Origin of the sequence: Pseudomonas sp. TTU2014-080ASC (genome assembly GCF_001446935.1) — a bacterium.
Taxonomy (GTDB): domain Bacteria; phylum Pseudomonadota; class Gammaproteobacteria; order Pseudomonadales; family Pseudomonadaceae; genus Aquipseudomonas.
The window spans coordinates 206,687-230,932 of the sequence record NZ_LKKK01000001.1; the positions used below are offsets into that span (position 1 = coordinate 206,687).

The following is a 24,246-nucleotide window of genomic DNA, read 5'->3' on the forward strand; positions in this document are numbered from 1 at the left end:
TCGTCTCATGCATTCGTTCAGCCGTTTAATGCTCTGCCTCACCACCAGCCTCGGACTGGCGATGACTGCCAGTGCAAACGAATTGCAGGTGCGTATTGGCTATCTGGGGTACACACCGGATACCGGCCCGCTGCTCTCCAACGTCATTCCCGAGCCGGAAGATGCCGGCCTGCGCGGTGCCGAACTGGCCATCACCGACAGCAACAGTACTGGCCGATTTCTCAAGCACAGCTATCAGCTTGAAGTCGCTGAAAGTGACGACAGCGCCGCGCTGATCGAAGCCGCCCGCAAACAACACGCGGATGGCCTGCGTCTGTTTGTGGTCAACGCCCCCGCCGCCACCTTGCGCGAACTCAGCGCAGCCTTGCCCGACAGCTTACTGGTCAACGCCGGAAGCCCGGACGACGGCTTGCGTCAGCAGCAATGCCTGGCCAACGTGCTGCACACGCTGCCCAGCCGCGCCATGCTGACCGATGCCCTGGCGCAGTTTTTTAATGTGCGCAAATGGAATCGCTGGCTGCTAATTGTCGGCCCCACTGAAGACGATCAGGCATACGCCGCTGCCCTCAAACGCGCCGCCAAACGCTTCGGTCACAAGATTGTGGCGGAAAAGCCCTGGAGCTTTGATAACGACCAGCGTCGCAGCGCCCAATCAGAAATGCCGCTGTTCACCCAAACCGCCGAATACGACGTGGTGGTAGTGGCCGATGAGCGTAGCGACTTCGGCGAGTACGTGCCCTATCAAACCTGGTTCCCGCGCCCAGTAGCGGGCACCCAAGGCCTGACGCCGACCGGCTGGCACAAAACCGTGGAAACCTACGGTGCTGCCCAACTGCAAAAGCGCTTTGAAGCCCACGCTAAACGCTGGATGAACGACCGCGACTTCGCCGCCTGGATCGGCGTACGCAGCATCGCCAGCGCCGTGACCAAACTGCGCAGCACCGATGCTCCGGCCATTCGCCAACTGTCCCTGAGCAACGACCTGCCGCTGGATGGCTTCAAGGGCCGCAAATTGAGCTTCCGCAGCTGGAATGGCCAGTTGCGCCAACCAATCCCGGTCGTGCATCCCCGTGCATTGGTGACCACTTCACCGCAAGACGGCTTCCTCCATCCCACCAGCGAGTTGGACAGCCTCGGCTTTGATCAGCCGGAAGTAACCTGCAACCTGGCCGATCAGGCCTGAACCCCTGCACCTGCCCAGCGCCACCCGCACTGGGCAGTCCCGACTAGAACAAGAGGATAAACCCCATGCGTCTGACATCACTCGCACTGAGCATCGGCCTGACTCTGGCCAGCAGTGCTGCCCTGGCGGCCACGGCCTATGTGTCCAACGAGAAAGACGACAGCATCACCGTCATCGACATGGACAAGATGGAAGTCACCGAAACCATTCCGGTCGGCCAGCGTCCGCGCGGCCTGCTGCTGTCCAGCGACAACAAGTTGCTGTACATCTGCGCCAGTGACTCCGACCGCGTGCAGGTGATGGACCTCGCCACCCGTAAGATCATCAAAGAACTGCCGTCCGGCGCAGACCCGGAGCAGTTCGCCCTGCACCCGAATGACCGCTGGCTGTACATCTCCAACGAAGACGATGCCCTGGCTACCGTCGTTGATACCCAGACTGACGAAGTGCTGGCACAGATCGATGTCGGCGTAGAACCGGAAGGCATGGCCGTCAGCCCGGATGGCAAGTGGGCGGTGAACACCAGCGAAACCACCAACATGCTGCACTGGATCGACACCAGCACCCAACAACTGGTGGACAACACCCTGGTTGACCAACGCCCGCGTCATGTCGAATTTGATTTGGACGGCAAGCGCCTGTGGGCTTCGGCAGAGATCGGCGGCACCGTCAGCATCATTGACGTTGCGACTCGCCAGATCGAAAAAGTCATGACCTTCGCCATCAAAGGCGTCCACCCTGACAAAGTGCAGCCGGTTGGGGTCAAGCTGAGCAAAGACGGCAAGTACGCCTTTGTCGCGCTCGGCCCGGCTAACCACGTTGCCGTGGTCGATGCCAAAACCTATGAAGTACTCGATTACCTGCTGGTTGGCCGCCGCGTGTGGCACATGGCATTCACCCCGGACCAGAAATACCTGCTGACCACCAATGGCGTTAGCAGCGACGTATCGGTGATTGATGTGGCTTCGTTGAAAGTGATCAAGTCGATCAAAGTCGGGCGCTACCCATGGGGCGTGGTTGTCACCCCATGATGGCACTGGAGCTGGATAACATCCGCTTCGCCTATGGCCCACGCCTTGCTCTGCAAGACGTGGGTTTCAGCGTTGCGCCCGGTACTTTCGCCGCCCTGCTCGGCCCCAACGGCGCGGGTAAATCCACGCTTATTGCCCTGCTCACCCGCCTCTACGACCTGCAACAGGGCGAGATTCGGGTGATGGGCCACTGCCTGCGTAAACAACCGCGCCAGGCGTTGGCGCAACTGGGTGTGGTGTTTCAGCAAAGCACGCTGGATCTGGATTTAAGCGTCGAGCATAACCTGCACTATCACGCAGCGCTGCACGGGATCGGCCGCAAAGCGGCGCAGATTCGCATTGATGAAGAACTTGAGCGCCAGCAACTCAGCGAGCGACGTAAAGAAAAAGTGCGCGACCTTAACGGCGGCCACCGTCGCCGCGTAGAAATCGCCCGTGCCCTGCTACACCGCCCGCAATTGTTGCTTCTGGATGAAGCCAGCGTCGGCCTCGACCCGGCCAGCCGTTTAGCGCTCAACCAGCACGTGCGCCAACTGTGCAGCGACAGCGGCCTAGCCGTACTGTGGACCACTCACCTGCTGGATGAAATCCACGACAGCGACGCCCTGTTCCTGCTCAATCGCAGCCGCTTGGTAGCGCAAGGCACAGTGCAGAGCATTCGTGAGGAAGGCGAAACCGATCTGGCCGCCAGCTTCGCCCGCCTGACCGCTAACCCTAAGCCTGCCGCATGATGATGTCCGGAGTGTTGTGATGAATGCCTACTGGTATTGCCTCAAAGGCATCGTGCTGCGCGAATGGCTGCGCTTCGTCCTGCAACGCAGCCGCTTTCTCAGCGCACTGGTGCGACCGTTGCTGTGGCTGCTGGTGTTTGCAGCTGGCTTTCGTGCTGCGCTGGGCATCGCCATCATCGCCCCGTACGACACCTACATCACCTATGAAACCTACATCGTGCCAGGCCTGGCCTGCATGATTCTGCTGTTCAACGGCATGCAAGGCTCGTTGTCCATGGTCTACGACCGGGAAATGGGCAGCATGCGCGTGCTGCTCACCAGCCCGTTGCCAAGAGCCTTCTTGCTCAGCGCGAAGCTGCTGGCCATCGCCCTGATCTCGCTGCTGCAGGTCTATGCCTTTCTCGGCATTGCCTGGCTGTATGGCGTGCAACCGCCTGCGTGGGGTCTGCTGGCTGCTTTGCCTGCGTTGTTGCTAGTCGCCCTGCTGCTCAGCGCGCTGGGGTTGCTGCTGTCCAACGGCATCCGCCAGCTGGAAAACTTTGCCGGGGTGATGAACTTCGTCATCTTCCCCATGTTCTTTCTGTCATCTGCGCTGTATCCGCTGTGGAAGATGCAGGAAGCCAGCGAATGGCTGTACTGGCTGTGCTCCATCAACCCCTTCACCCACGCCACTGAACTGGTGCGCTATGCGCTGTATGAACGGGTGAATGGCATGGCGCTGGGGATTTGCGTGGGACTGACGCTGCTGTTCGCTACATTGGCGGTAGTGACGTTTAACCCGCAGCATGCGGCGCTGAGAAAGGGCTCGTAGGTTCTGTACGAAAAGCTCAGGCAACACATCCCTGGCATGACAAAACTGCGATCAACGCGGTACGGTGGAGCGCTTACAAAAGGAGGTTGTATGGCGCTGCACTTCTGTTTACCGACGGCTGAACTCGACACATCCACACTCAACGCTCCCACGCACTTATTGCGCTCAAGCGATCCGCTTGCCAATCACCTGTTCTGGAGCGCGCAATGACTCATCCCAATACACCACTGCTGTCCCTACAATTCCGCCTCGTTCTGCCAATGCTCTGCCTGGCATTCGGCTATGGACTTGGCTTCATTCAATCGACTGGGTTAGCACTGGCGGTGTTGCTCAGCGCTCTGCTCTTACTGGGTGAGAAATCCCTGCCGACGGGTGTTTGGTGGCTGCTGGCTTTGCTCGGCTGCGCAGCGTTGGTATTTCATTTGCTACCGGGGTTTGGCAGCATCACGCTCTGGCCTGCACGCCAACTCAGTGATGATGCGCCGCCTTATAGCCTTAGGTTTGGCTGGGACAAACTGACCGCTGGAATAATCCTGCTGGCCTGGTGGCTAGGCCAACCCCGCAAAACGCTGAGTAATCCTAAACAAACCGCCTTGGTCGCCCTCGCCACTTTAATTGCAGTGCCCCTACTTGCACTGAGCACCGGCTTGGTCGGCTGGCAACCCAAGCGGCCGGAAGGCTTAGGCTTGTGGCTGCTAGTCAATCTAGGCGTGGTGTCACTGGCTGAGGAATTGCTCTTCCGTGGCCTGCTACAAACCCAATTGGTGCGCTGGCTCGGCGCTTGGACGGGCATCGGCATCAGCACGGCTATTTTTGCAGCCGTCCACCTACCCTTCAGCCCCCTCTTCGCCTTGCTCGCCGGCGTTGCCGGGCTGGGTTACGGCTTGGTGTACCACTTCAGCGGCCGCATCAGCCTGGCGATAGCGGTGCATCTGGCAGTTAATACTCTGCACATCTTGCTGCTGAGCTATCCGCTGCGGTTGCCGATGGCTTAGAGGCACTACACGAATGCAAGGCGGATTAACACAGATTAATCCGCCGCTCACTATCGATGGAATCTACAGAAGCGACTGGGAACGTTTCTCCCCTGTATTTGCGCTACAGCACAACTTTTCATCTGATGGACGGCCAGCTTTAAACGAAATCCGCACATTCAGCACCAAAGCAGAACTACAAAACCGCGAATGGATATCATTGTTTGAAATTAGAGTCCTGGCGATCAGGCCCTCTTCGCAGGGTGTCTGTGAAGGGGGAAATATGCCGACGTGAACGGGTATATGAGGCACTTACTGTCACGAACCCCAGGGCGCAGTGATTAGTAGTGCACAAATAATGAACTCGACTTATCCCACTAATCAATTGATCTTACTGACTTTTTTGTTGGGAGAATACAGAGACCTCCTGAAAAGAAGCGCCCCCATATTAGCGAAATATAGGAAAACACTGGAGAACCATAGATAACGCCACAGCCGGCACTGAAGTTCAACTCGCAGAATATTTTGGTGATTATTAGGTACCAGGCTCAAACTGTGCCCCTCTGCTTTATCTTAAAAAATCTCAAGAATTTAGCGACTAAAGCATTGTTTTAGCGAGAAAATCCTTGCCGCTTCTAAACCACACTTCAATTGCCCAGACACGTAGGCATAAAATATAAATTGATACTCTGCGCTCTCTATTGTTACGTTCATCACAGTCACATCATATTTTGGCCCTCGCACTAGCACCTATAGACCACCCGAGCTATTTTGAGTAGGTTCGCGTTATAGGAAATTTAAATACGCTCCGAATTCAAAGGATCTGAATATGAGAACTCTCTACAGCTTTAGGTCACGAGTCTTCACTAACCCTAAGAAATCCAGCATGCGTATGCTTCTTACTATTATTAAAAGGCTTATAGCATGCAGCATGGTTGCACTGTCTATATGGGTGAATACCGCATCGGCATCGACTGTTACTTATTGGGCTGCATATTGGTACACGCAACCGTCAGGTATACCCCCAACGCGACATAGCGACTATATTTCGGCATGTACAGCAGTTACCGCCCCCCCCAAGAAGCATGGCATTGGACATTGTTAACCGTCGAAGTAGCACCTACTTACTACAGTTGTTATCGAGCCTATACATCAATGTACTGTCCAACCTGTGGAAATCAGTATGCTGGCTGGGCCACCTTAGTATCTCAGTCGTGCCCATATGGCCACGAAGGGCTCATATGCAACACATCGTGCAATCTCCCCAAGCAGGTAATTAATGGTCACTGCATAATTCCAGAGCCTTACCTCAAACAAAAAGGCCCATCCGACTCCTGCCCCAGCACACAAGCAGACAACCCCATCAACTTCGCCATTGGTAATAAATTTCAGCTCGAAACAGACTATCAACCTAGCGGTAATACAACACTGAGCTTTTGCCCCAACAGCAACTCAACCTTCACCTACGATAATCGCGGCTTGCTAAAAACCAAGCTTGATAAAAAAGGTAATCTCACGACTTACGATTACAACGAACGCGACCTAGAAATTTCTCGCACCGAAGCAGCGGGCACACCTCAAGCTCGCACCATCACCACAGAATGGCACCCTACCCTGTTTCTTCCTGTAAGCATTACCGAACCAAATCAGATAACAAGTTATACCTACAACACACAAGGGTAGAAGCTCAGCCAAACAATTACACCACGTTGATTGCAGAGGGAACTGAATCAAATGAATATACTGCGCCTTATAAGTCTGCTCAGCTTGATCATAACTGCCTCAACAGGCTCTGCGCTCTCTCACGCCGCTGATCGCAGCTGGAGTTACACCTACAACAGCCTTGGCTTGATCGAAACAGCTAACGGCCCACGTACCGATGTAAGTGACGTCACCACCTATGCCTATGATGCTCAGGGCCGACTCACTCAAGTTACCAATGCGCTCGGGCATACAACCCAGCTATCCAACTTTGATGCACTGGGTAACCCGCAGACAGTTGTCGACGCGAACAGCGTCACTACAACCCTGACCTACAGCCCGCAAGGATGGCTGACATCCAGCACAACTGCTGGTAGCACCACCAGCTTTGAGCACGATGCCATTGGCCAGATCACCAAGGTTATCCGTGGTGACGGCAGTTGGCTGCAATACACCTGGAGCGCTGCACGCCGCTTAACCAAAATCACCAATAACCTAGGCGAGTCGGTCGAGTACGACTACGACGCCATGGGCAATCGCACTGCCCAGCGCTTGAAAGACGCCAGCAGCACACTGACTCAGCAGCAAAGTTGGGTGTATGACGAGCTTGGGCGGTTGTTGCGTTCAATTGGTGCGGCCAGCCAGACGACCCAATTCGGTTACGACCTCAACGACAACCCCACCCTCAGCACCACGCCCAAATCACAGAGCACAACCAGCAGCTACGACGCCCTTGATCGGCTGGTATCCAGCACTGATCCGCTGAATGGCGTGAGCGCCTTGTCTTATGACGCTCAGGACAACCTCACGCAGGTGACTGATCCTCGCGGTGTCGTCACCCAGTATGAGTACGATGGCCTGGGCAACCTGACCAAACAGATCAGCCCCGACAGCGGCACCACCCTCTACAGTCACGATGCAGCCGGTAACGTTATCAGCAAGACCGATGCGCGTGGTGTGGTAACAACCTACACCTACGATGCGCTGAATCGCCTGACTCACAAGCAGTACCCGGCTACACCTGCACTTAATGTGCAATACAGCTACGACATGACCAGCAATGGCAATTACGGCATTGGCAGGCTCACCGCTCAACAGGATGCCAGCGGCCTGATTGGCTATCAGTACGATGCACGGGGCAATCTGATAGAGCAGATTCGTTCAGTGCAGGTGGCAGGTAATAGCACCTACGACAGCCTCACCTACGCCTACGATGCAGCCAATCAGCTGACCGGCATCACCTATCCTGCCGGCTTTGCGGTGCAGTTCCCGCGTAATGCAGGCGGGCAGGTAACAGCCGTCAATATTGTGATCGGCCAGCAGCCACCGGCCTCATTTGCCAGCGGTTTGAGCTATGCGCCATTCGGTCCACTTAAGAGCCTGAGCTGGGCCAATGGCCTGACCCTGACCCGCACCTACGATCAGGATTACCGGCTTACACAACAAAATGTCGGCACGACATGGCAAGCCAGTTACAGCTATGACGCCAACAGCAATATCCAGACCCTGCAAAGCGGCATGTTCGGCGACCTAGCCTATGACTATGACGCACTCGACCGCCTGACTAAGGAAGAACACAGCAGCGGGCGCCAGGAATACGCTTATGACGCAGTCGGCAACCGCACAGGTAAAACCGTCACTGAGCTAGATAGCAATGGTCAGCCGCTAAGCAGCACGGCCACCGCGTTGAGCTACGCCACAAACAGCAACCGCCTGACCGCAATCGACAGCCAGCCAGTCACCAGCGATGCCGCAGGAAACCTGACTCAAGACCGCGCCACCCGCCAACTGGAGTACGACGCGCAAGGGCGTTTAAGCAAAGTCAGGATTTCCGGCAATGTGGTCGCCGAATACAGCTACAACGCCCTCGGCCAACGTACCCACAAGATCACCAGCAGTGGAATTACCACATTTCTTTACGGCCCAGATGGCCAACTGCTAGGCGAAACCCACTACACCAACACCGGCACAAAACTCAGCAGCCAGTACTACCTGTGGCTCGACAGCATGCCTATTGGCGGTCTGAGCATTAACTACGATGCATTGGGCGCTGTGACCTCAACCACCGCCTTCTACCTGCACGCTGACCACCTCAACACACCACGGCTGGCTACTAACCATGCAGGCCAAGAAGTCTGGCGCTGGAAATCCAATGCGTTTGGTGAAGGCAGTGCAGTCGAGGCACCCGGCAGCGGCTTGAGCGCAATTAATCTGCGCTTCCCAGGACAGTACTACGACAGTGAAAGCGGGCTGTATTACAACTACTTCCGCGATTACGACCCGCAGACTGGGCGCTATGTCGAGAGCGATCCGATGGGGCTCAAGGCGGGGCTGAATACTTATGGATATGTGTTGGGGAACCCGCATAGATACACGGATCCAAGAGGATTAAGCGTACTTACTGCACCTGGCGCAGAGGCAGGGGCAGCAGCCGGAACAGCGATATGCCCTGGCGTAGGGACCTTAGTAGGTGGTGTCATTGGTGCAGGTATCGGAGCCGGATTGAGTTGGTACCTAGGCGACAAGCTATTTAATGAGTCGTCGGACCAACCAGACAACCCACCATCTGTGCCTAAGGATCCAACTCAGCCACCTGGTGAGGGTTGGGAATGGCGCGGTAAGGGTACTCCAGGTTCTAGAGAGGGGGCTTGGTATAACCCTAGCTCTGGCGAATCACTCCATGACGATAGGACCCACCCTCCAGGAAAGGATCCTCACGTCACATATACGGATCCAACTGGCAAACGTTGGGATAATTACGGCAATGGCTGGACGCCACAGTAAGGTTGATGACGATGAATAGAATTCTTGTATCTGAGACGTCTGCCGCGTGGACAGACCATATTTTAGAACGGATCTCTGCGGCTGAGGGAATTGGGCTTCTAGCTTCCAGTGACAAGCTCAAATTAGATCAGGCAATTATAATTTTCCCTGATAATGCCGACTTCTCTTTGATTGCGAAATCAAATCCAGGCGACTCAATAAATGAACTGCTGGATATTCGACAGGATGTATCTGGAAAGTGGGTTGAGCGAGTTGAATGCCTAGAGGACGCTGCGCGGCTCATTCAAGACTTATGCGCTGAAAAAAAGCAAGCATTCATGTTATGTGAGGCAGGATACTCAAAGGTAGGAGATAAATTTTTAGAAAATCATGACTATACACTTTTAGCTGGCAACCCAATATTTCTAGCAGACATCCGTAAGGCCACGCCAATTGAGATTGCAAAAACCCTCAGAGCTGGCCGTTCCACGAGAATACTTGGAGTTATAAAAAGTGAGGTCTCAAACAGAGAAAATCTTAAGGGGCGCAAGGAGTTTTTCTTGTGTGATGCCTTGGACGGAGACTCAATAATTATTTGCCCTCTCGCAGAGGCATAAGCCCACCAAGTAAGTATGGCACTCCACCTACCTCTAGAAACTGCAGATCCCACGTGGGGTGCCAACAAAATCCTTGTAAGAAATTCAATATTCTTTTATCGCTTCCACTTTGGCAGCCCGTTAGTTCTACTTTATCGCCCCCAGCAGGCCGTTCAGACTTTTTCGGTTCAAGGTGTCACGTTAGGCCAGCTGGGTGTTCACGTCGGTACAGCGCTACATATCCCCCAAACCTACCTCGCCCTTCCTTCAACACCATATGCAGCGCCTCTTCCGCCAGCTGATCCAGCAGCATCGGGCCTTCGGGGCGGAACCAGGTGGTGGCCCAGCTCAGTGCGCCCATCAGCAGGCGGCGCAGGATAAAAGGATCGGCTTTGACAAAGCCGGCTTCTTTGGCTTCGGTGAGGACTTGCAGCCAGAGTTGTTCGTACTGGTCGCGCAATTCGAGGATAAAGGCCTGACCTTCCTCTGAAAGCGAGAACCACGCGTGCGAGTAAGTTGCATGGTGCTTTATCCCCCACTTTCTTTTCTGATACCCACTACACCAACACCGGCACAAAACTCAGCAGCCAGTACTACCTGTGGCTCGACAGCCTGCCTATCGGCGGCCTGAGCATTAACTACGATGCATTGGGCGCTGTGACCGCAACCACCGCCTTCTACCTGCACGCCGACCACCTCAACACACCACGGCTGGCTACTAACCATGCAGGCCAAGAAGTCTGGCGCTGGAAGTCCAATGCGTTTGGTGAAGGAATTGCAATTGAAACCTCTGGCAGCGGCCTGAGCGCAATTAATCTGCGCTTCCCAGGGCAGTACTACGACAGTGAAAGCGGGCTATACTACAACTACTTCAGGGATTACGACCCGCAGACGGGGCGCTATGTCGAGAGCGACCCGATTGGGCTCAAGGGCGGCTTGAATACCTATGGGTACGCCTACCAGAATCCGATCAATAACTTCGACCCTGATGGGAGGCTAGTCTGGTTCTTGGGGCTTGGAGCCCTGGGAGGGGCCGGAACAAGTGCTACCGCCGGCGCAGGTTTTTGGACGATGGGTGGGCTGTTGGGAGGGGCGGTGCTTACCGCATCTATTTCCGGCTCTACCCCACAAACTAGTACCGAGACAGAAACCAAGAATTGCCCCAAAACCTGCCCGCCATGCAGAACTGTTAGCGGAAGAATTATTCCCGTTGGCACCTTGGGATATAGACCGCTTGACGTTATTCCAGACGACCAAATGCAGCATGGCGTTTACGGCTCCCATCACAACATGTTCATTGCGCACCAGAACCCAAATAACTGCCAATGCTTCTGGCAGAAGCAGAGTTACGTTCTAAAGCCAGAGCAGCTCCCAGCAACTGCAGTGCCAATGGAGCACTTCGCCAACTGAGGCCCATTATGAAATATGTAACTGGAGAGGAAATTAAGGTCGGCGATCAAGTCAGAGTTGATGCTGGGGACTTAGGCGTAGTGGTAGGAATTATTGAAACCAACTCCTATTCCCATGGCTACTCCGCAGATGATTGGGCATACCTAAAAACCGGCTTGCTTATACTTACGAAAGACTCTGGGCTACTTCACTACCCTGAGCTAGACGAAGAAATTGAACTGATTGCCAGAGATATCTAACTGAGAGATATGCCATGAGAGACAGAGCGCTATTTGCATAGTGCTCTGTCATCGCGTCTCTGGGATCATCATAAACCGTATCAACTTTACCAGCAGGCCGTTCAGGCTTTTTCGGTTCAAGGTGTCAGGTAAGGCCGGCACAGCGTTCAAGTTGATGCAGCGCCTACATATCCCCTAAACCTACCTCACCCTTCTTTCAACACCATATGCAGGGCCTCTTCCGCCAACTGATCCAGCGGCATCGGGCCTTCGGGGCGGAACCAGGTGGTGGTCCAGCTCAGTGCGCCCATTAGCAGGCGGCGCAGGATAAAGGGGTCAGCTTTGACGAAGCCGGCTTCTTTGGCTTCGGTGAGCACTTGCAGCCAAAGTTGTTCGTACTGGTCGCGCAGTTCAAGGATAAAGGCTTGCCCTTCTTCTGACAGCGAGCGCCATTCATAAACCAGCACGGCCATGGCCTCGCCGGTGCCGCCCATAATCGATTGCAGTTCGCAGCGGATCAGCGCCAATACGCGGCCGCGCAGGTCGCTGGCTTCGGCGAGGGCGGCGTGCATCAGGGCGGTGTTGTAGCGGACGGTTTCTTCCATCACTGAGCGGAGGATTTCGTCCTTGCTTTTAAAGTGGTGGAAGATGCTGCCGGACTGAATCCCTACCGCACTGGCCAAGTCACGCACGGTGGTGCGTTCGTAACCCTTGCTGCGAAACAGGTGCGCGGCGGTTTGCAGCAGCTTACCGCGGGCACTTTCCGGGTCGGTGATTTGCCCGCCACTGACCAACTCCTGCAGCACGGCCTGGGCTTTCTGATCGTCCACTTTGTCTTCTCCAAAATCCTGATGCGCCAGTTAAACCACGCTAAAACCGGCTCAAGTGCCCGAATTCCGTGCCATAGAACTGACATATACGCAAATTGCAGGGGAATTTATGCGCTACAGACCAACCAAGCAAGCGCTTGGCACATTTTTAACAAAGAAACACAAACAGGGTCTTTTCAACCAAGCGCTTGCTTGGTAGCCTTCATTTCACCTTAATCCTGTGCTGCGGGCTTATTCCAATGACAAAAACAGTACGCATCGGCTGCGCTTCCGCCTTCTGGGGCGACACTTCCACTGCTGCTGCCCAACTGGTGCGCGGTGCCACCATTGATTATCTGGTTTTCGACTATCTGGCCGAGATCACCATGTCGATCATGGCTGGCGCGAAAATGAAGAAGCCGGACGAAGGCTATGCCAAGGACTTCGTTGAAGTACTGGCTCCCCTGCTGGGCGAGATCGCCGAGAAAAAAATCCGCGTGATCAGCAACGCCGGTGGCGTTAACCCGACTGCTTGCGCAGCCGCCATGGCCGCTGCCTGCGAAAAAGCGGGTGTAAGCCTGAAGATCGCCGTGCTGCACGGTGACAACCTGCAGCCGAAGCTGGGCGAGCTGGCCAAGGCCGGTACTAAAGAGATGTTTAACGGCAACCCGCTGCCGCCATTCTGCGTATCAATGAACGCTTACCTCGGCGCGCCGGGCATTACTGCTGCGCTGGATCAGGGCGCTGACATCGTCATCACCGGCCGCGTGGTCGACAGCGCTGTGGTCAGCGGTGCGATGGTGCATGAGTTCGGCTGGAGCTGGAGCGACTTCGATAAGCTGTCCCAAGCCGCACTGGCCGGTCACCTGGTTGAATGTGGCGCACAAAGCACCGGCGGTAACTTCACCGACTGGCGCGACGTACCGGATTACGAGCACATCGGTTTCCCGATTATTGAAGCCAGCGCAGATGGCAGTTTCACCATCAGCAAGCCGGAAGGCACTGGCGGTCTGGTCACGCCATTCACCGTGGGCGAGCAGATGCTCTATGAAATCGGCAACCCACGCGCTTACCTGCTGCCCGACGTGATCTGCGATTTCAGCGAAGTAAAACTCGAACAAGTCGCTGAGAACGTTGTATCGGTTAAAGGCGCTAAAGGCCTGCCGCCGACCGACCAATACAAAGTCAGCGCCACTCACCCGGACGGTTTCCGCTGCACCGCCAGCTGCCTGCTGGCCGGTATCGACGCCGTGGCCAAGGCCGAGCGCGTGAGCCAGGCGATCATCAATAAGACTCAGGAAATGTTTATCGAGCGCGGCTGGGGCCCTTACCGCGACGTAAACATTGAGCTGCTCGGCACCGAGGCCACTTACGGCCCGCAAGGCCAGCGCAAAGACACCCGCGAAGTGATCGTGAAACTGGCCGTCAGCCACGCCAAGAAGGAAGCACTGGTGCTGTTCTCCCGCGAGATCGCCCAAGCCTCGACCGGTATGGCTCCGGGCCTGACCGGCATCGTCGGCGGCCGCCCGACGGTTTACCCGATCATCCGCCTGTTCTCCTTCCTCGCTGACAAGAGCGCGTGCAACCTGGAAGTGGAAATCAACGGCGAGCGCACACCGGTTAGCCTGCCTGAACTCCCTGCCTACAACGCTGAGCTGATCGGCGCTGATGTGGCCGTAGCCCAACCGCAAGGCCAGGGCGATGTGACCGTGCCGCTGGTGAAACTGGCCGTGGCCCGTTCGGGTGACAAAGGCAACCACAGCAACATCGGTGTGATGGCGCGCAAAGCCGAATACCTGCCGTGGATTGCTGCAGCGCTGACTGAAAGCGCAGTAGCCAAGTGGATGGGCCACACCCTTGAAGGCGGCAAGAGCAAAGTCAGCCGCTGGCATCTGCCTGGCACTAACAGCCTGAACTTCCTGCTGGAAAACGCACTGGGCGGCGGCGGCGTTGCCTCCCTGCGCATCGACCCGCAAGGCAAGGCGTTTGCTCAGCAGTTGCTGGAGTTCCCGGTAGCGGTACCTAAAGAGTTGGCGGCGAGCCTGTAAGGCTGGTGTTGCCCTTATTGGTGGATCGATAAAACGCGATCCACCCTACGGGACTGACGAACACTGTGTAGGGTGGATGACGCTTTATTCATCCACCAGCTTTTGGCGGAAGACACCTGACATGGCTTCTGCCTTATGAATAGGACAAAAACAACAATGGCATATGACTCAGTCTTCAAGCCGGGCCTGTTCAGCGGCCAGACCATCGTGGTCACCGGTGGCGGCAGCGGCATTGGTCGCTGCGTAGCTCACGAGCTGGCCCATTTGGGCGCACACGTGGTGCTGGTAGGACGCAAACTGGAGAAGCTGGAAAACACCGCCGCAGAAATCCGTGAAGACGGCGGTGAAGTCAGCTTCCACGCCTGCGATATCCGCGATGAAGAAGCGGTCAAGGCCATGGTCAAGGCGATCATCGCCGAGCGCGGGCAGATTCATCATCTGGTCAACAACGCCGGCGGCCAGTTCCCTGCCCCGCTGATTGGCATCAACCAGAAAGGCTTTGAAGCCGTGGTGCGTACCAATCTGGTGGGTGGCTTCCTCATCGCTAAAGAAGTGTTTATGCAAAGCATGAGCAAGCATGGCGGCAGCATCGTCAACATGCTCGCAGACATGTGGGGCGGCATGCCGGGCATGGGCCACTCCGGTGCAGCTCGCGCCGGCATGGAGAACTTCACCAAGACCGCCGCTTACGAGTGGGGCCACGCCGGTGTGCGGGTTAACGCCGTAGCGCCGGGTTGGGTCGCCTCAAGTGGCATGGACACTTATCCGGAGTCGATGAAAACCATGATCCGCAACCTCAAGGATCACGTGCCGCTGCAGCGCATTGGCACCGAATCCGAGATTGCTGCGGCCATCGTTTTCCTGCTCTCCCCCGGCGCTAATTTCATCAGCGGCAACACCATCCGCATTGATGGTGCCGCCAGCCAGGGCACCCGTGCCTGGACCCTCGGCAAAGCGAAGAACAGCGAGTCCTATAACGGTTTCCACCGGGCCTATTTGCCTGAAGTGTTCAAGGAGTAAATCTGATGCCAGTCATCCAGTCGGAAATTGACGTTCACGGCGAAGGTTTCGCCCAGAACCGTGATGCCATGCTCGCTGCAATCCAGAGCTTCCGTGAAGTCGAACAAAAGGTGTTGGATAAGGCTAACGAAGCCAAAGCCAAGTTTGAGCGCCGTGGTCAGTTGCTGCCGCGCGAACGTCTGAACCTGCTGCTCGATCCGGGCGCGCCGTTCCTTGAGCTGTCCTCCCTGGCCGGTTACAAGCTGCACGACGATAAAGACGGCAGCATGGCCGGTGGCGGCATCATCGCCGGGATCGGCTACATCTCTGGCATCCGTTGCCTGGTGCTGGCCAACAACAGCGCCATTAAAGGCGGCACCATCTCCCCGACCGGTCTGAAGAAGTCCCTGCGTCTGCAGCAGATTGCCTTCGAGAACAAACTGCCGGTGGTGACCCTGGCCGAGTCCGGCGGTGCCAACCTGAACTACGCCGCAGACATCTTCGTTGAAGGTGCCCGTGGCTTCGCCAACCAGGCGCGCATGTCAGCCATGGGGCTGCCGCAAATTACGGTGGTGCACGGTTCCAGCACCGCCGGTGGTGCGTACCAGCCGGGTCTGTCTGACTACGTGGTGGTTGTACGCGGCAAGGCGAAAATGTTCCTCGCTGGCCCGCCTCTGCTGAAAGCCGCGACCGGTGAAATCGCCACTGACGAGCAACTGGGTGGCGCAGAGATGCACGCACAGGTTGCCGGTACTGCTGAATACCTGGCTGAGAACGATGCCGACGGCGTGCGCTTGGCCCGTGAAATCCTCGGCATGCTGCCGTGGAATGCTCAACTGCCGACTCGCCCGCAGAAGACCTGGCGCGAGCCGCTGTACCCGGCTGAAGAGCTGCTGGGCATCGTGCCGAACGATGCGAAAAAGCCTTACGACGTGCGCGAAATTATCGCCCGCATCGCTGACGGCTCTGAGTTCCTCGACTTTAAAAACGAGTTCGACAGCCAGACCGTGTGCGGCCACCTTGCAATCGAAGGTCAGCCGTGCGGCTTTATCGGCAACAACGGCCCGATCACTCCGCGTGGCGCGGCCAAAGCGGCGCAGTTCATTCAGCTGTGCGAGCAGAGCAACACGCCGATTCTGTTCTTCCACAACACCACCGGCTTTATGGTCGGCACTGAGTCCGAGCAGAACGGTGTGATCAAGCACGGCTCGAAAATGATTCAGGCTGTGGCCAACGCCACCGTACCGAAGCTGACCATCGTCGTCGGCGGCTCCTACGGTGCCGGTAACTACGCCATGTGCGGCCGTGGTCTGGACCCGCGCTTTATCTTCGCCTGGCCGAACAGCCGCACCGCCGTGATGGGTGGCGCGCAGGCCGGTAAGGTGCTGCGCATCGTCACCGAAGACAAGCATGCAAAAGAAGGCAAAGAAGCCGACCCGAAAATGCTCGACATGCTGGAGCAAGTCACTGCGCAGAAACTGGACAGCCAGTCCACCGCGCTGTACGGCACCGCCAGCCTGTGGGATGACGGCCTGATCGACCCGCGTGACACCCGCAAACTGCTGGGCTTTTTGCTCGACATCTGCGACGAAGCCCGTGTGCGTCCGTTGAAAGCCAGCACCTTTGGTGTGGCCCGTCTGTAACCGAACCGCAGTCTCGAACTGACCAATTTGAAAGAAGGAATAACAACGATGAACTTCACTCAAGAACACGAAGAACTGCGCCGCACGGTCAAAAACTTTGTCGACAAAGAGATCAACCCGTACGTCGAAGAGTGGGAAAAAGACGGCCGCTTCCCGATGCGCGAGATCTTTAAAAAGGCCGGCGATCTGGGCCTGCTGGGCATCTCCAAGCCAGAAAAATTCGGCGGTATGGGCCTGGACTACAGCTACTCCGTAGTGGCTGCTGAAGAGTTCGGCACCGCCCATTGCGGCGGCGTACCACTGGCCATCGGCGTACAGACCGATATGTGCACCCCGGCGCTGGCCCGTTTCGGCTCCGACGCGCTGCGTGAAGAGTTCCTCACACCAGCTATCGCCGGTGACGCCATCGGCTGTATCGGTGTATCTGAAGTGGGCGCAGGCTCCGACGTGGCCGGCCTGAAAACCACTGCACGCAAAGACGGCGATGACTACATCATCAACGGCGCAAAAATGTGGATCACCAACAGCCCGCAAGCCGACTTTATCTGCCTGCTGGCCAACACCAGCGATGACAAACCACACGTCAACAAATCCCTGATCGTAGTACCGATGAATACGCCGGGCATCACCCTCAGCCCGCACATCGAGAAGCTCGGCATGCGCTCTTCCGAGACCGCTCAGGTGTTCTTCGATGACGTGCGCGTACCGCAACGCTACCGCATCGGCCACGAAGGCGCAGGCTTCATGATGCAGATGCTGCAGTTCCAGGAAGAGCGTCTGTTCGGTGCGGCCAACATCATCAAAGGCCTTGAGCTGTGCGTTGATCAGACCATCGAATACACCCGCCAGCGCCACACCTTCGGCCAGCCGGTAATCGACAACCAGTACGTGCACTTCCGTCTGGCTGAGCTGCAGACCGAAATCGAAGCCCTGCGCGCACTGGTGTACCAAGCCACCGAGCTGTACATCAAAGGCCGCGACGTAACCAAGCTGGCCTCCATGGCCAAGCTGAAAGCCGGTCGTCTGGGCCGTGAAGTGACCGACAGCTGCCTGCAGTTCTGGGGCGGCATGGGCTTCACCTGGGACAACCCGATCTCCCGCGCTTACCGCGACGTGCGTCTGGTTTCCATCGGCGGCGGTGCGGACGAAATCATGCTCGGCATCATCTGCAAAATGATGGGCACCCTGCCCGGCAAGAAGAAAGGCTAAGGGGCTGTGTGTAGGGTGGATCACGCTTCACCGATCCACCATTGAGATCGCACGGTGGATGTAAAAAGCGACGGCTGCGCGCCCCGATCCACCCTACAGGCTGTGATGTAGGGTGGATCACGCTTCACCGATCCACCATTGAGATTGCACGGTGGATGTAAAAAGCGACGGCTGCGCGCCCCGATCCACTCTACAAAACGCCCACAGATACAGACGAAGTGCGTTAGGCGAATGATTTGAGGAGCCTGCAATGGCTGAATTACCGAATTGCGAAACACTGCTGTTGAACCTTGAGGCCGGCGTGCTGCACGTCACCCTCAACCGTCCGGACAGCCGTAACGCCATGAGCCTGGCGATGGTGCATGAGCTGCGCGCCGTGCTGGCTCACGTTAGCCAACAGGCCGACGTGCGCGCGCTGGTACTGCGTGGCGCCGGTGGCCACTTCTGTGCCGGTGGCGACATCAAAGACATGGCCGGTGCCCGCGCCAAAGGCGGCGACGCTTACCGCGAACTGAACCGCGCCTTTGGTGCCATGCTGGAAGAGTTCCAACGTGCGCCGCTGGTGGTCATCGCCGTACTGGAAGGCGCCGTGCTGGGCGGTGGTTTCGGTCTGGCCTGCATCAGCGATATTGCCATTGCCGACAGCGCCTGCAAATTTGGTCTACCGGAGACCACCCTCGGCATTCTGCCGGCGCAAATCGCCCCCTTCGTGGTCAAGCGCGTGGGCCTGACACAGGCACGCCGTCTGGCTTTGACGGCGGCCCGTTTCAACGGTGAAGAAGCCCTGCGGCTGGGTCTGGTGCACTACTGCGAAAACAGCGACAGCGCTCTGGAGCAACGTCTGGCTGAAGTCATCGGTCAGGTTCGTCAGTGCGCGCCACAGGCCAACGCTCTGACCAAAGCGCTGATTCTGGATACCGAAGAAGAAGCTCTGGGCAGCCTGCTGGATCGCGCTGCCGAGCAGTTTGCCGCCGCAGTGACCGGCCCGGAAGGCATCGAAGGCACCATGGCCTTTATGCAGAAACGTGCCGCCAAGTGGGCGCAATAAACCGATAAAGATCGCACGGTGGATCGCTCATCCCTGATCCACCCACGTAAATCCCCGCGTGGATTAGACGGCAGGAGTAGAACGATAAAATGGCTGCATTCAATAAGATTCTGATTGCCAACCGCGGCGAGATCGCCTGCCGGGTAATGCGCACCGCCAAGGACCTCGGCTACCGCACCGTGGCGGTGTACTCCGAAGCCGACGCCGGGGCGCGCCACGTACAGGTTGCCGACGAGGCCGTATGCATCGGCCCGGCGCAGGTCAACCAGTCCTATCTGGTGATCGATAACATCATCGCTGCGGCGAAAAAGACCGGCGCGGATGCCATCCACCCCGGCTACGGCTTCCTCTCGGAAAACGCTGACTTTGCCCGCGCCTGTGAGGCCGCCGGTATCGTCTTTATCGGCCCGACCGTGGAAGCGATCCACCTGATGGGCTCTAAGCGCCTGTCGAAAATCGCCATGCTCGAAGCCGGTGTGCCGTGCATTCCGGGCTACGAAGGTGCCGCGCAGGACGACGAAACCCTGATCGCCGAAGCTGGCCGCATCGGCTACCCGCTGATGATCAAAGCCAGCGCCGGTGGCGGTGGCCGCGGCATGCGTCTGGTCCACGAAGCCAGCCAGCTGCAGGAACAAATCCGCACCGCCCGCTCCGAAGCACAGAACGCCTTCGGCTCCGGCGAGCTGATTCTGGAACGCGCTGTGATCCGTCCGCGCCACGTGGAAATTCAGGTATTCGGCGACCAGCACGGCAACATCGTTTACCTCGGTGAACGTGACTGCTCCGTACAGCGCCGCCACCAGAAAGTGGTTGAAGAAGCGCCGTGCCCGGTGATGACCCCAGAGCTGCGTAAAGCCATGGGCGAAGCCGCGGTTAAAGCTGCTGCCAGCGTGAACTACGTGGGTGCCGGTACGGTGGAATTCCTGCTGGATGCCAGCGGCGAGTTCTTCTTCCTGGAAATGAACACCCGCTTGCAGGTAGAGCACCCGGTTACTGAGCTGATAACCGGGCAAGACCTGGTGGCCTGGCAAATCCGTGCTGCCGAGGGCCAGCCGCTGCCGCTGACGCAGGAGCAAATCCAGCTCACCGGCCACGCCATGGAAGTGCGTCTGTACGCTGAAGACTCCGCTAAAAACTTCCTGCCGCAAACCGGCCGCGTGCTGCGCTGGGAGCCTGAGCTACTGGATGGCGTGCGTATCGACCACGGTCTGGTGGAAGGTCAGGAAGTCACCCCGTTCTACGACCCGATGCTGGCCAAAGTCATCGCTTACGGCGCAACCCGTGAGGACGCCCGCCGCAAGCTGGTTCGTGCCCTGGAAAACTGCGTGCTGCTGGGCGTTAACGGTAACCAGCGCTTCCTCGCTAACCTGCTGGCCAACCCGGAATTCGCTGCCGGTAACGCCACCACTGCCTTTATCGCTGAGCACTTCGCTAGCGACGAAAGCCTGACCCCGCAAGCCCCGGCAGCCAACGAACTGGCCATTGCCGCCGCCCTGCTCTATCAAGCTTCCGCCAACAGCAATGCGCACCAAGGTGGTCTGGCTGGCTGGCGCAGTGCTGGCAGCGCGCCATGGCGCTTCACCCTGAAACAGGGCGAGCAGAAGTTTACCGTCGAACTCGACGTTCTCGGCAGCGGTGCACAAGCACATGTGCGCGCCCAAGTGGGTGAAGCACAAGTTGAGCTGAAACTGCTCAACAGCGATGACCGCTGGCTGACGCTGGAACAAGATGGCGTGCGCCGTCGTCAGGCGTACCATCTGGATGGCGACAAAGTCTGGCTGTTCGGCCACTTCGGTAATCTGGAGCTGATCGACGTCACCCACGAACCGGCCGGTGGCCAGAACGCCGCCAGCAGCGGCGCGGTGAAGGCACCGATGGATGGTGCAATCGTCGATGTGCTGGTGGAAGAAGGCGCCAAAGTCAGCAAAGGCCAGCTGCTGGTCGTGCTGGAAGCCATGAAGATGGAGCATCCGCTTAAAGCAGGCGTGGACGGCACCGTCCGCCGCGTCGGTGTGAACAAAGGCGATCAGGTTAAGAATCGCCAACTGCTGGTGGAGATCGAAGCAGACGAAGCCTGATTCGTGAACCTCCCCGGCCCTGCCTGGCCCCGCCCCGGTACTGGTTTCGACCAGCGCTGCGGCGGGGCTGTTTCGTTTAACCGCATACCTTTGCAGGAAACTTCTAAAAACGTAGGCAAGGCAGTCAACACAAGGCAAAAACAGGCGAAAAAGCGCAGTTTACGTGGTGTAAATGAGCATTTTGAGCGTGTTTTTAACGCAGTGATGGCAACGTAGGTAGTTTTTAGAGGTGCCCTGATGTTGGTTTGACCCATCGCGTAAACAATAAAAAGCACCGGAGGCTTATATGTCACTGCAAGGTAAAACCCTGTTTATCACCGGAGCCAGTCGCGGCATTGGCCGTGAAATCGCCCTTAAGGCAGCCGCTGATGGCGCCAATATCGTAATCGCCGCCAAGAGCGCCGAAGCCCATCCGAAACTGGCCGGCACCATCCACTCTGTCGCAGCCGAAGTGGAAGCCGCAGGCGGCAAAGCGCTGGCCATCCAACTCGATGTTCGCGATGAAGAAGCCGTGCGCGCCGCCATGGCCAAGGCCGCCGAGCACTTTGGTGGAATTGATGCGCTGATCAACAACGCCGGGGCCATCAAACTGGTGGGCGTGGAAAAGCTCGAACCCAAGCGCTTTGACCTGATGTACCAGATCAACACCCGCGCCGTGATGGTCTGCAGCCAGGCCGCGTTGCCCTATCTCAAGCAAAGCGGCGGACACATCATCAACCTCTCCCCGCCCCTGAACCTCGATCCTAAATGGTTCGCCCAGTACGGCCCTTACACCGTGACCAAGTACGGCATGAGCATGCTGACCTTGGGCATGAGTGAGGAATTCAAGAAGCACGGCGTAAGTGTCAACTCGCTGTGGCCGCGCACGGTGATTGCCACAGCGGCCATTGAGTTCGAGTTGGGGGGGCCACAAGTTTTCAAAAATGCCCGCACGCCGGCGATCATGGCCGATGCGGCTTACGCCATCTTGAGCACCAGCGGCCGCAGCCTGACAGGCCGCCTGCTGATCGATGATGAAATCCTCGCAGAGCAAGGCGTCACCGACTTCGACCAATACCGCTACGACCCAAATGGCGGTGAGCTGATGACGGATTTGTTTGTGGAGTAAACGCGTTAGCCAATTGCGCAGTCTGCCCTTGCAGGGTTTATCTCTTGCAAGAGCAGACCGCCCAAGCGGGCAATGACTCAGTAGTAAACCACCTGGACCACCATCATTGCTTCAAATGGTCCCTCCTCAATATCTGCTGCTATCGGCACCATTGTTGCTGTAAATGGGACGATAATTTGCGGCTGGTTCGGTTCAAACTTGGCCAAAGGGAAAGGCTCGTTAAATGGAACCAGGTTGTTCAGTTGATCCCGGATTTGTATACCGAACTTGCTGTTTGCTGCCGGCAACATCATGTAATCGCCGTCTTTATAAGACGTCACAAAGGTCGCACCAATATTGATGGCAGTTTCGCAAACCTTGTTTAACTCCAGAGTGAAACTTCTGGTTGGTGCTGGCGGTGAAAAACCTGTGGTGGTGGTTTGCACCGTTCCGAAGTTGACAGTTCCCGGTTCCGGTTTAGCCGTAACATCAACGACGCAGTCTGTGCCGGTAATATTTTGCAAACCCCGCAGTTGGTAACGGAAGTTTCCGTGTGGGTTTGACGGGCCATCATACAAACCATACTTCCCATCTAACTGGAAAACGTCGTACGTATCTTGAGTCGGTGTTTTCAGTGGTTCCAATCCGCGCTTACGAATCACGACCTGAAACGTAATATTGGCCCGCACCAAAGTGCATTGCTTCATCGCCGGATAGGTAACCGTCCATGGGCAGGCGTGTGAGGTATAACCGGTATAGACACCGTCAGAAGGATACGAACTCCAGTCGCCATCCCAGTTTGTTCGGCCTTTGTAGACCAGACCAAACTCAATCCCCCAGGCAGGGGAATAAATGCCCGAAGGGTTTCCGTAGAAATAGATGGGATCGTCTTCACCAGGATATGAATCAGGGTGTTTCCAGCATTCGGCTGGAACCGTGTGTGTGCGTGATCGCCAAATAATGGTGCCATCAGGGACCGTCGCGGGCACTGATACCGGGCCAATATCCTCAGTCAGATAAGAGTCGCCTGTGATTGACTTGCAATGCAAAGCCCATGACGGAACGGAGAACGAAAGCAACAGTGCAAACAGCCCAAGCATTGACCAGAAGTGGCTATTGGAGGTGTCCCTGGGCTTCATGGCTGCGCAGCCTTGCACTCAAGAGCGCTGCAACTGAAATGTGTATCTGCCTGACCACCGTAATCATTCATGTTGGACACAAACAGTTCTTTAAAGCCGGTCTGGCTCATGGGGAATTGGGCGCTGCCGAAAGGTTCGATCATCACTGTTTCGATCGGCATACTGGTTTTTTCTGCACCAGCCAGAAGCCCTACTACGGTGATATGAAACGCGGTCGGGTTTTCAATCGTTAGTTTTTTAGCGGCTGAGTCGAGTTTGATTTGTAGGCCCTCAGCTAAATCCCCACCACGCTCACGCTTTACGGCTGCGGGGCGATAGAACAATTTGATCTTCGATTGCAGGGCAATTTGAATCGTATTGACGGCCCCGCTCTTAGGCGGAATTTCACGCACATTCAAATAGAAGACCGACTCACGATCTTTCGGCAGTTCCGCTTCAGGTAATTTAACGATGCGTAACAGGGAGCTTTCATTAGCCTCAATACGCTGCAGTGGAGGTAGAACCATAAAGGGGCTGGTGATTTTCTCGCCGCTTTCATTTTCAATCCATGACTGCACTACAAACGGTAGTTCAGCACTTCTGTTGTTCAGGGTAACGCCTACAGACTTAGCCGCTTCGTCATAGATGATACGAGTACGGTCCGGAGAAACCGCCGCCTGAACCAACAAGGGCACACACAGACTGGCCGCCAAGCTAATGCGCTGAATAAGGCGGCGATTTAGCAAACAAAACATATGAATTCTCCAAACATCAAACATTGGTAAGCCG

Annotated in this window: 20 protein-coding genes and 1 pseudogene; 17 read left to right on the forward strand and 4 right to left on the reverse strand. The window is 56.7% G+C overall.

Annotation, left to right across the window (positions count from 1 at the left end; genetic code table 11):
* Window positions 1-28 precede the first annotated feature (28 nt).
* The 8 genes from AO726_RS00975 (at window position 29) to AO726_RS01005 (ending at window position 9,811) form a co-directional block, all read left to right on the forward strand.
* Window positions 29-1,183, forward strand: a complete 1,155-nt coding sequence (locus AO726_RS00975) for an ABC transporter substrate-binding protein (RefSeq protein ID WP_446737408.1) — start codon at window positions 29-31, stop codon at window positions 1,181-1,183.
* 65 nt (window positions 1,184-1,248) lie between these two features.
* Complete coding sequence (locus AO726_RS00980) at window positions 1,249-2,214, forward strand: YVTN family beta-propeller repeat protein (protein ID WP_058066183.1); 966 nt, start codon at window positions 1,249-1,251, stop codon at window positions 2,212-2,214.
* Window positions 2,211-2,945 carry an ABC transporter ATP-binding protein gene (locus AO726_RS00985; protein ID WP_058066184.1) on the forward strand — a complete coding sequence of 245 codons (735 nt, stop codon included), beginning with the start codon at window positions 2,211-2,213 and terminating at the stop codon, window positions 2,943-2,945. The genes AO726_RS00980 and AO726_RS00985 overlap by 4 nt, the downstream gene beginning before the upstream one ends.
* 19 nt (window positions 2,946-2,964) lie before the next feature.
* Window positions 2,965-3,756, forward strand: a complete 792-nt coding sequence (locus tag AO726_RS00990) for an ABC transporter permease (protein ID WP_058066185.1) — start codon at window positions 2,965-2,967, stop codon at window positions 3,754-3,756.
* A 230-nt stretch (window positions 3,757-3,986) separates the two neighbouring features.
* A complete protein-coding gene (locus AO726_RS00995) occupies window positions 3,987-4,751 on the forward strand; it encodes a CPBP family intramembrane glutamic endopeptidase (RefSeq protein WP_058067056.1) in 765 nt (254 codons plus the stop codon).
* A gap of 1,134 nt (window positions 4,752-5,885) precedes the next feature.
* A complete protein-coding gene (locus AO726_RS21370) occupies window positions 5,886-6,413 on the forward strand; it encodes an RHS repeat protein (RefSeq protein ID WP_241492034.1) in 528 nt (175 codons plus the stop codon).
* A gap of 51 nt (window positions 6,414-6,464) precedes the next feature.
* On the forward strand, window positions 6,465-9,215 hold the full coding sequence (locus AO726_RS01000) for an RHS repeat-associated core domain-containing protein (protein WP_058066186.1): 2,751 nt from the start codon (window positions 6,465-6,467) through the stop codon (window positions 9,213-9,215).
* A gap of 11 nt (window positions 9,216-9,226) precedes the next feature.
* Entirely contained in the window at window positions 9,227-9,811 is a 585-nt protein-coding gene (locus tag AO726_RS01005) for a hypothetical protein (RefSeq protein WP_152987211.1), read from the forward strand.
* Between the two features lie 175 nt (window positions 9,812-9,986).
* Here the strand turns inward: AO726_RS01005 and AO726_RS01010 are convergent.
* Window positions 9,987-10,292: pseudogene (locus AO726_RS01010) on the reverse strand (hypothetical protein); the annotation flags it as partial.
* A 14-nt stretch (window positions 10,293-10,306) separates the two neighbouring features.
* Here AO726_RS01010 and AO726_RS21555 point away from each other — a divergent pair.
* Together AO726_RS21555 and AO726_RS01020 are read left to right on the forward strand one after the other, a co-directional pair.
* Window positions 10,307-11,200 (forward strand): RHS repeat domain-containing protein, encoded by an 894-nt coding sequence (locus tag AO726_RS21555; protein WP_446737401.1) that lies wholly within the window; start codon window positions 10,307-10,309, stop codon window positions 11,198-11,200.
* Window positions 11,201-11,208: 8 nt separating this feature from the next.
* Entirely contained in the window at window positions 11,209-11,439 is a 231-nt protein-coding gene (locus tag AO726_RS01020) for a hypothetical protein (protein WP_058066189.1), read from the forward strand.
* A 185-nt stretch (window positions 11,440-11,624) separates the two neighbouring features.
* Here the strand turns inward: AO726_RS01020 and AO726_RS01025 are convergent, their stop codons facing one another.
* Window positions 11,625-12,248: a TetR/AcrR family transcriptional regulator gene (locus AO726_RS01025; RefSeq protein ID WP_058066190.1), complete on the reverse strand. Its 624-nt coding sequence runs from the start codon at window positions 12,246-12,248 to the stop codon at window positions 11,625-11,627.
* Window positions 12,249-12,487: 239 nt separating this feature from the next.
* On the opposite strand from AO726_RS01025, the gene AO726_RS01030 reads away from it, so the two are divergent.
* The 7 genes from AO726_RS01030 (at window position 12,488) to AO726_RS01060 (ending at window position 22,360) form a co-directional block, all read left to right on the forward strand.
* Window positions 12,488-14,275, forward strand: a complete 1,788-nt coding sequence (locus tag AO726_RS01030; protein ID WP_058066191.1) for an acyclic terpene utilization AtuA family protein — start codon at window positions 12,488-12,490, stop codon at window positions 14,273-14,275.
* Window positions 14,276-14,431: 156 nt separating this feature from the next.
* Window positions 14,432-15,295, forward strand: a complete 864-nt coding sequence (locus tag AO726_RS01035; RefSeq protein ID WP_058066192.1) for an SDR family oxidoreductase — start codon at window positions 14,432-14,434, stop codon at window positions 15,293-15,295.
* 5 nt (window positions 15,296-15,300) lie between these two features.
* Window positions 15,301-16,917: a geranyl-CoA carboxylase subunit beta gene (atuC, locus tag AO726_RS01040; protein WP_058066193.1), complete on the forward strand. Its 1,617-nt coding sequence runs from the start codon at window positions 15,301-15,303 to the stop codon at window positions 16,915-16,917.
* Window positions 16,918-16,965: 48 nt separating this feature from the next.
* Entirely contained in the window at window positions 16,966-18,126 is a 1,161-nt protein-coding gene (gene atuD / locus AO726_RS01045; RefSeq protein WP_058066194.1) for a citronellyl-CoA dehydrogenase, read from the forward strand.
* A 250-nt stretch (window positions 18,127-18,376) separates the two neighbouring features.
* A complete protein-coding gene (locus tag AO726_RS01050) occupies window positions 18,377-19,174 on the forward strand; it encodes an enoyl-CoA hydratase/isomerase family protein (RefSeq protein ID WP_058066195.1) in 798 nt (265 codons plus the stop codon).
* 89 nt (window positions 19,175-19,263) lie between these two features.
* Window positions 19,264-21,252, forward strand: a complete 1,989-nt coding sequence (locus tag AO726_RS01055) for an acetyl/propionyl/methylcrotonyl-CoA carboxylase subunit alpha (RefSeq protein WP_058066196.1) — start codon at window positions 19,264-19,266, stop codon at window positions 21,250-21,252.
* A 286-nt stretch (window positions 21,253-21,538) separates the two neighbouring features.
* A complete protein-coding gene (locus AO726_RS01060; protein WP_058066197.1) occupies window positions 21,539-22,360 on the forward strand; it encodes an SDR family oxidoreductase in 822 nt (273 codons plus the stop codon).
* Window positions 22,361-22,437: 77 nt separating this feature from the next.
* Here the strand turns inward: AO726_RS01060 and AO726_RS01065 are convergent, their stop codons facing one another.
* Both AO726_RS01065 and AO726_RS01070 read right to left on the reverse strand, forming a co-directional pair.
* Window positions 22,438-23,478, reverse strand: coding sequence for a fimbrial protein (locus AO726_RS01065; protein WP_058066198.1), 1,041 nt, complete (start codon window positions 23,476-23,478; stop codon window positions 22,438-22,440).
* Window positions 23,475-24,236: a fimbrial biogenesis chaperone gene (locus AO726_RS01070; protein ID WP_241492035.1), complete on the reverse strand. Its 762-nt coding sequence runs from the start codon at window positions 24,234-24,236 to the stop codon at window positions 23,475-23,477. The genes AO726_RS01065 and AO726_RS01070 overlap by 4 nt, the downstream gene beginning before the upstream one ends.
* Between the last annotated feature and the right edge of the window lie 10 nt (window positions 24,237-24,246).

Excerpts from the sequence above, each read along its gene's own strand:
- AO726_RS01030 (WP_058066191.1), top strand. The coding sequence starts at position 12,488 with ATGACAAAAACAGTACGCATCGGCTGCGCTTCCGCCTTCTGGGGCGAC.
- AO726_RS01020 (WP_058066189.1), top strand. The coding sequence starts at position 11,209 with ATGAAATATGTAACTGGAGAGGAAATTAAGGTCGGCGATCAAGTCAGA.
- atuD (WP_058066194.1), top strand. The coding sequence starts at position 16,966 with ATGAACTTCACTCAAGAACACGAAGAACTGCGCCGCACGGTCAAAAAC.
- AO726_RS00985 (WP_058066184.1), top strand. The coding sequence starts at position 2,211 with ATGATGGCACTGGAGCTGGATAACATCCGCTTCGCCTATGGCCCACGC.
- AO726_RS00975 (WP_446737408.1), top strand. The coding sequence starts at position 29 with ATGCTCTGCCTCACCACCAGCCTCGGACTGGCGATGACTGCCAGTGCA.
- AO726_RS01050 (WP_058066195.1), top strand. The coding sequence starts at position 18,377 with ATGGCTGAATTACCGAATTGCGAAACACTGCTGTTGAACCTTGAGGCC.
- AO726_RS01000 (WP_058066186.1), top strand. The coding sequence starts at position 6,465 with ATGAATATACTGCGCCTTATAAGTCTGCTCAGCTTGATCATAACTGCC.
- AO726_RS01055 (WP_058066196.1), top strand. The coding sequence starts at position 19,264 with ATGGCTGCATTCAATAAGATTCTGATTGCCAACCGCGGCGAGATCGCC.
- atuC (WP_058066193.1), top strand. The coding sequence starts at position 15,301 with ATGCCAGTCATCCAGTCGGAAATTGACGTTCACGGCGAAGGTTTCGCC.
- AO726_RS01060 (WP_058066197.1), top strand. The coding sequence starts at position 21,539 with ATGTCACTGCAAGGTAAAACCCTGTTTATCACCGGAGCCAGTCGCGGC.
- AO726_RS01005 (WP_152987211.1), top strand. The coding sequence starts at position 9,227 with ATGAATAGAATTCTTGTATCTGAGACGTCTGCCGCGTGGACAGACCAT.
- AO726_RS01065 (WP_058066198.1), bottom strand. The coding sequence starts at position 23,478 with ATGAAGCCCAGGGACACCTCCAATAGCCACTTCTGGTCAATGCTTGGG.
- AO726_RS01070 (WP_241492035.1), bottom strand. The coding sequence starts at position 24,236 with ATGTTTGATGTTTGGAGAATTCATATGTTTTGTTTGCTAAATCGCCGC.
- AO726_RS21370 (WP_241492034.1), top strand. The coding sequence starts at position 5,886 with ATGTACTGTCCAACCTGTGGAAATCAGTATGCTGGCTGGGCCACCTTA.
- AO726_RS00990 (WP_058066185.1), top strand. The coding sequence starts at position 2,965 with ATGAATGCCTACTGGTATTGCCTCAAAGGCATCGTGCTGCGCGAATGG.
- AO726_RS00980 (WP_058066183.1), top strand. The coding sequence starts at position 1,249 with ATGCGTCTGACATCACTCGCACTGAGCATCGGCCTGACTCTGGCCAGC.
- AO726_RS01035 (WP_058066192.1), top strand. The coding sequence starts at position 14,432 with ATGGCATATGACTCAGTCTTCAAGCCGGGCCTGTTCAGCGGCCAGACC.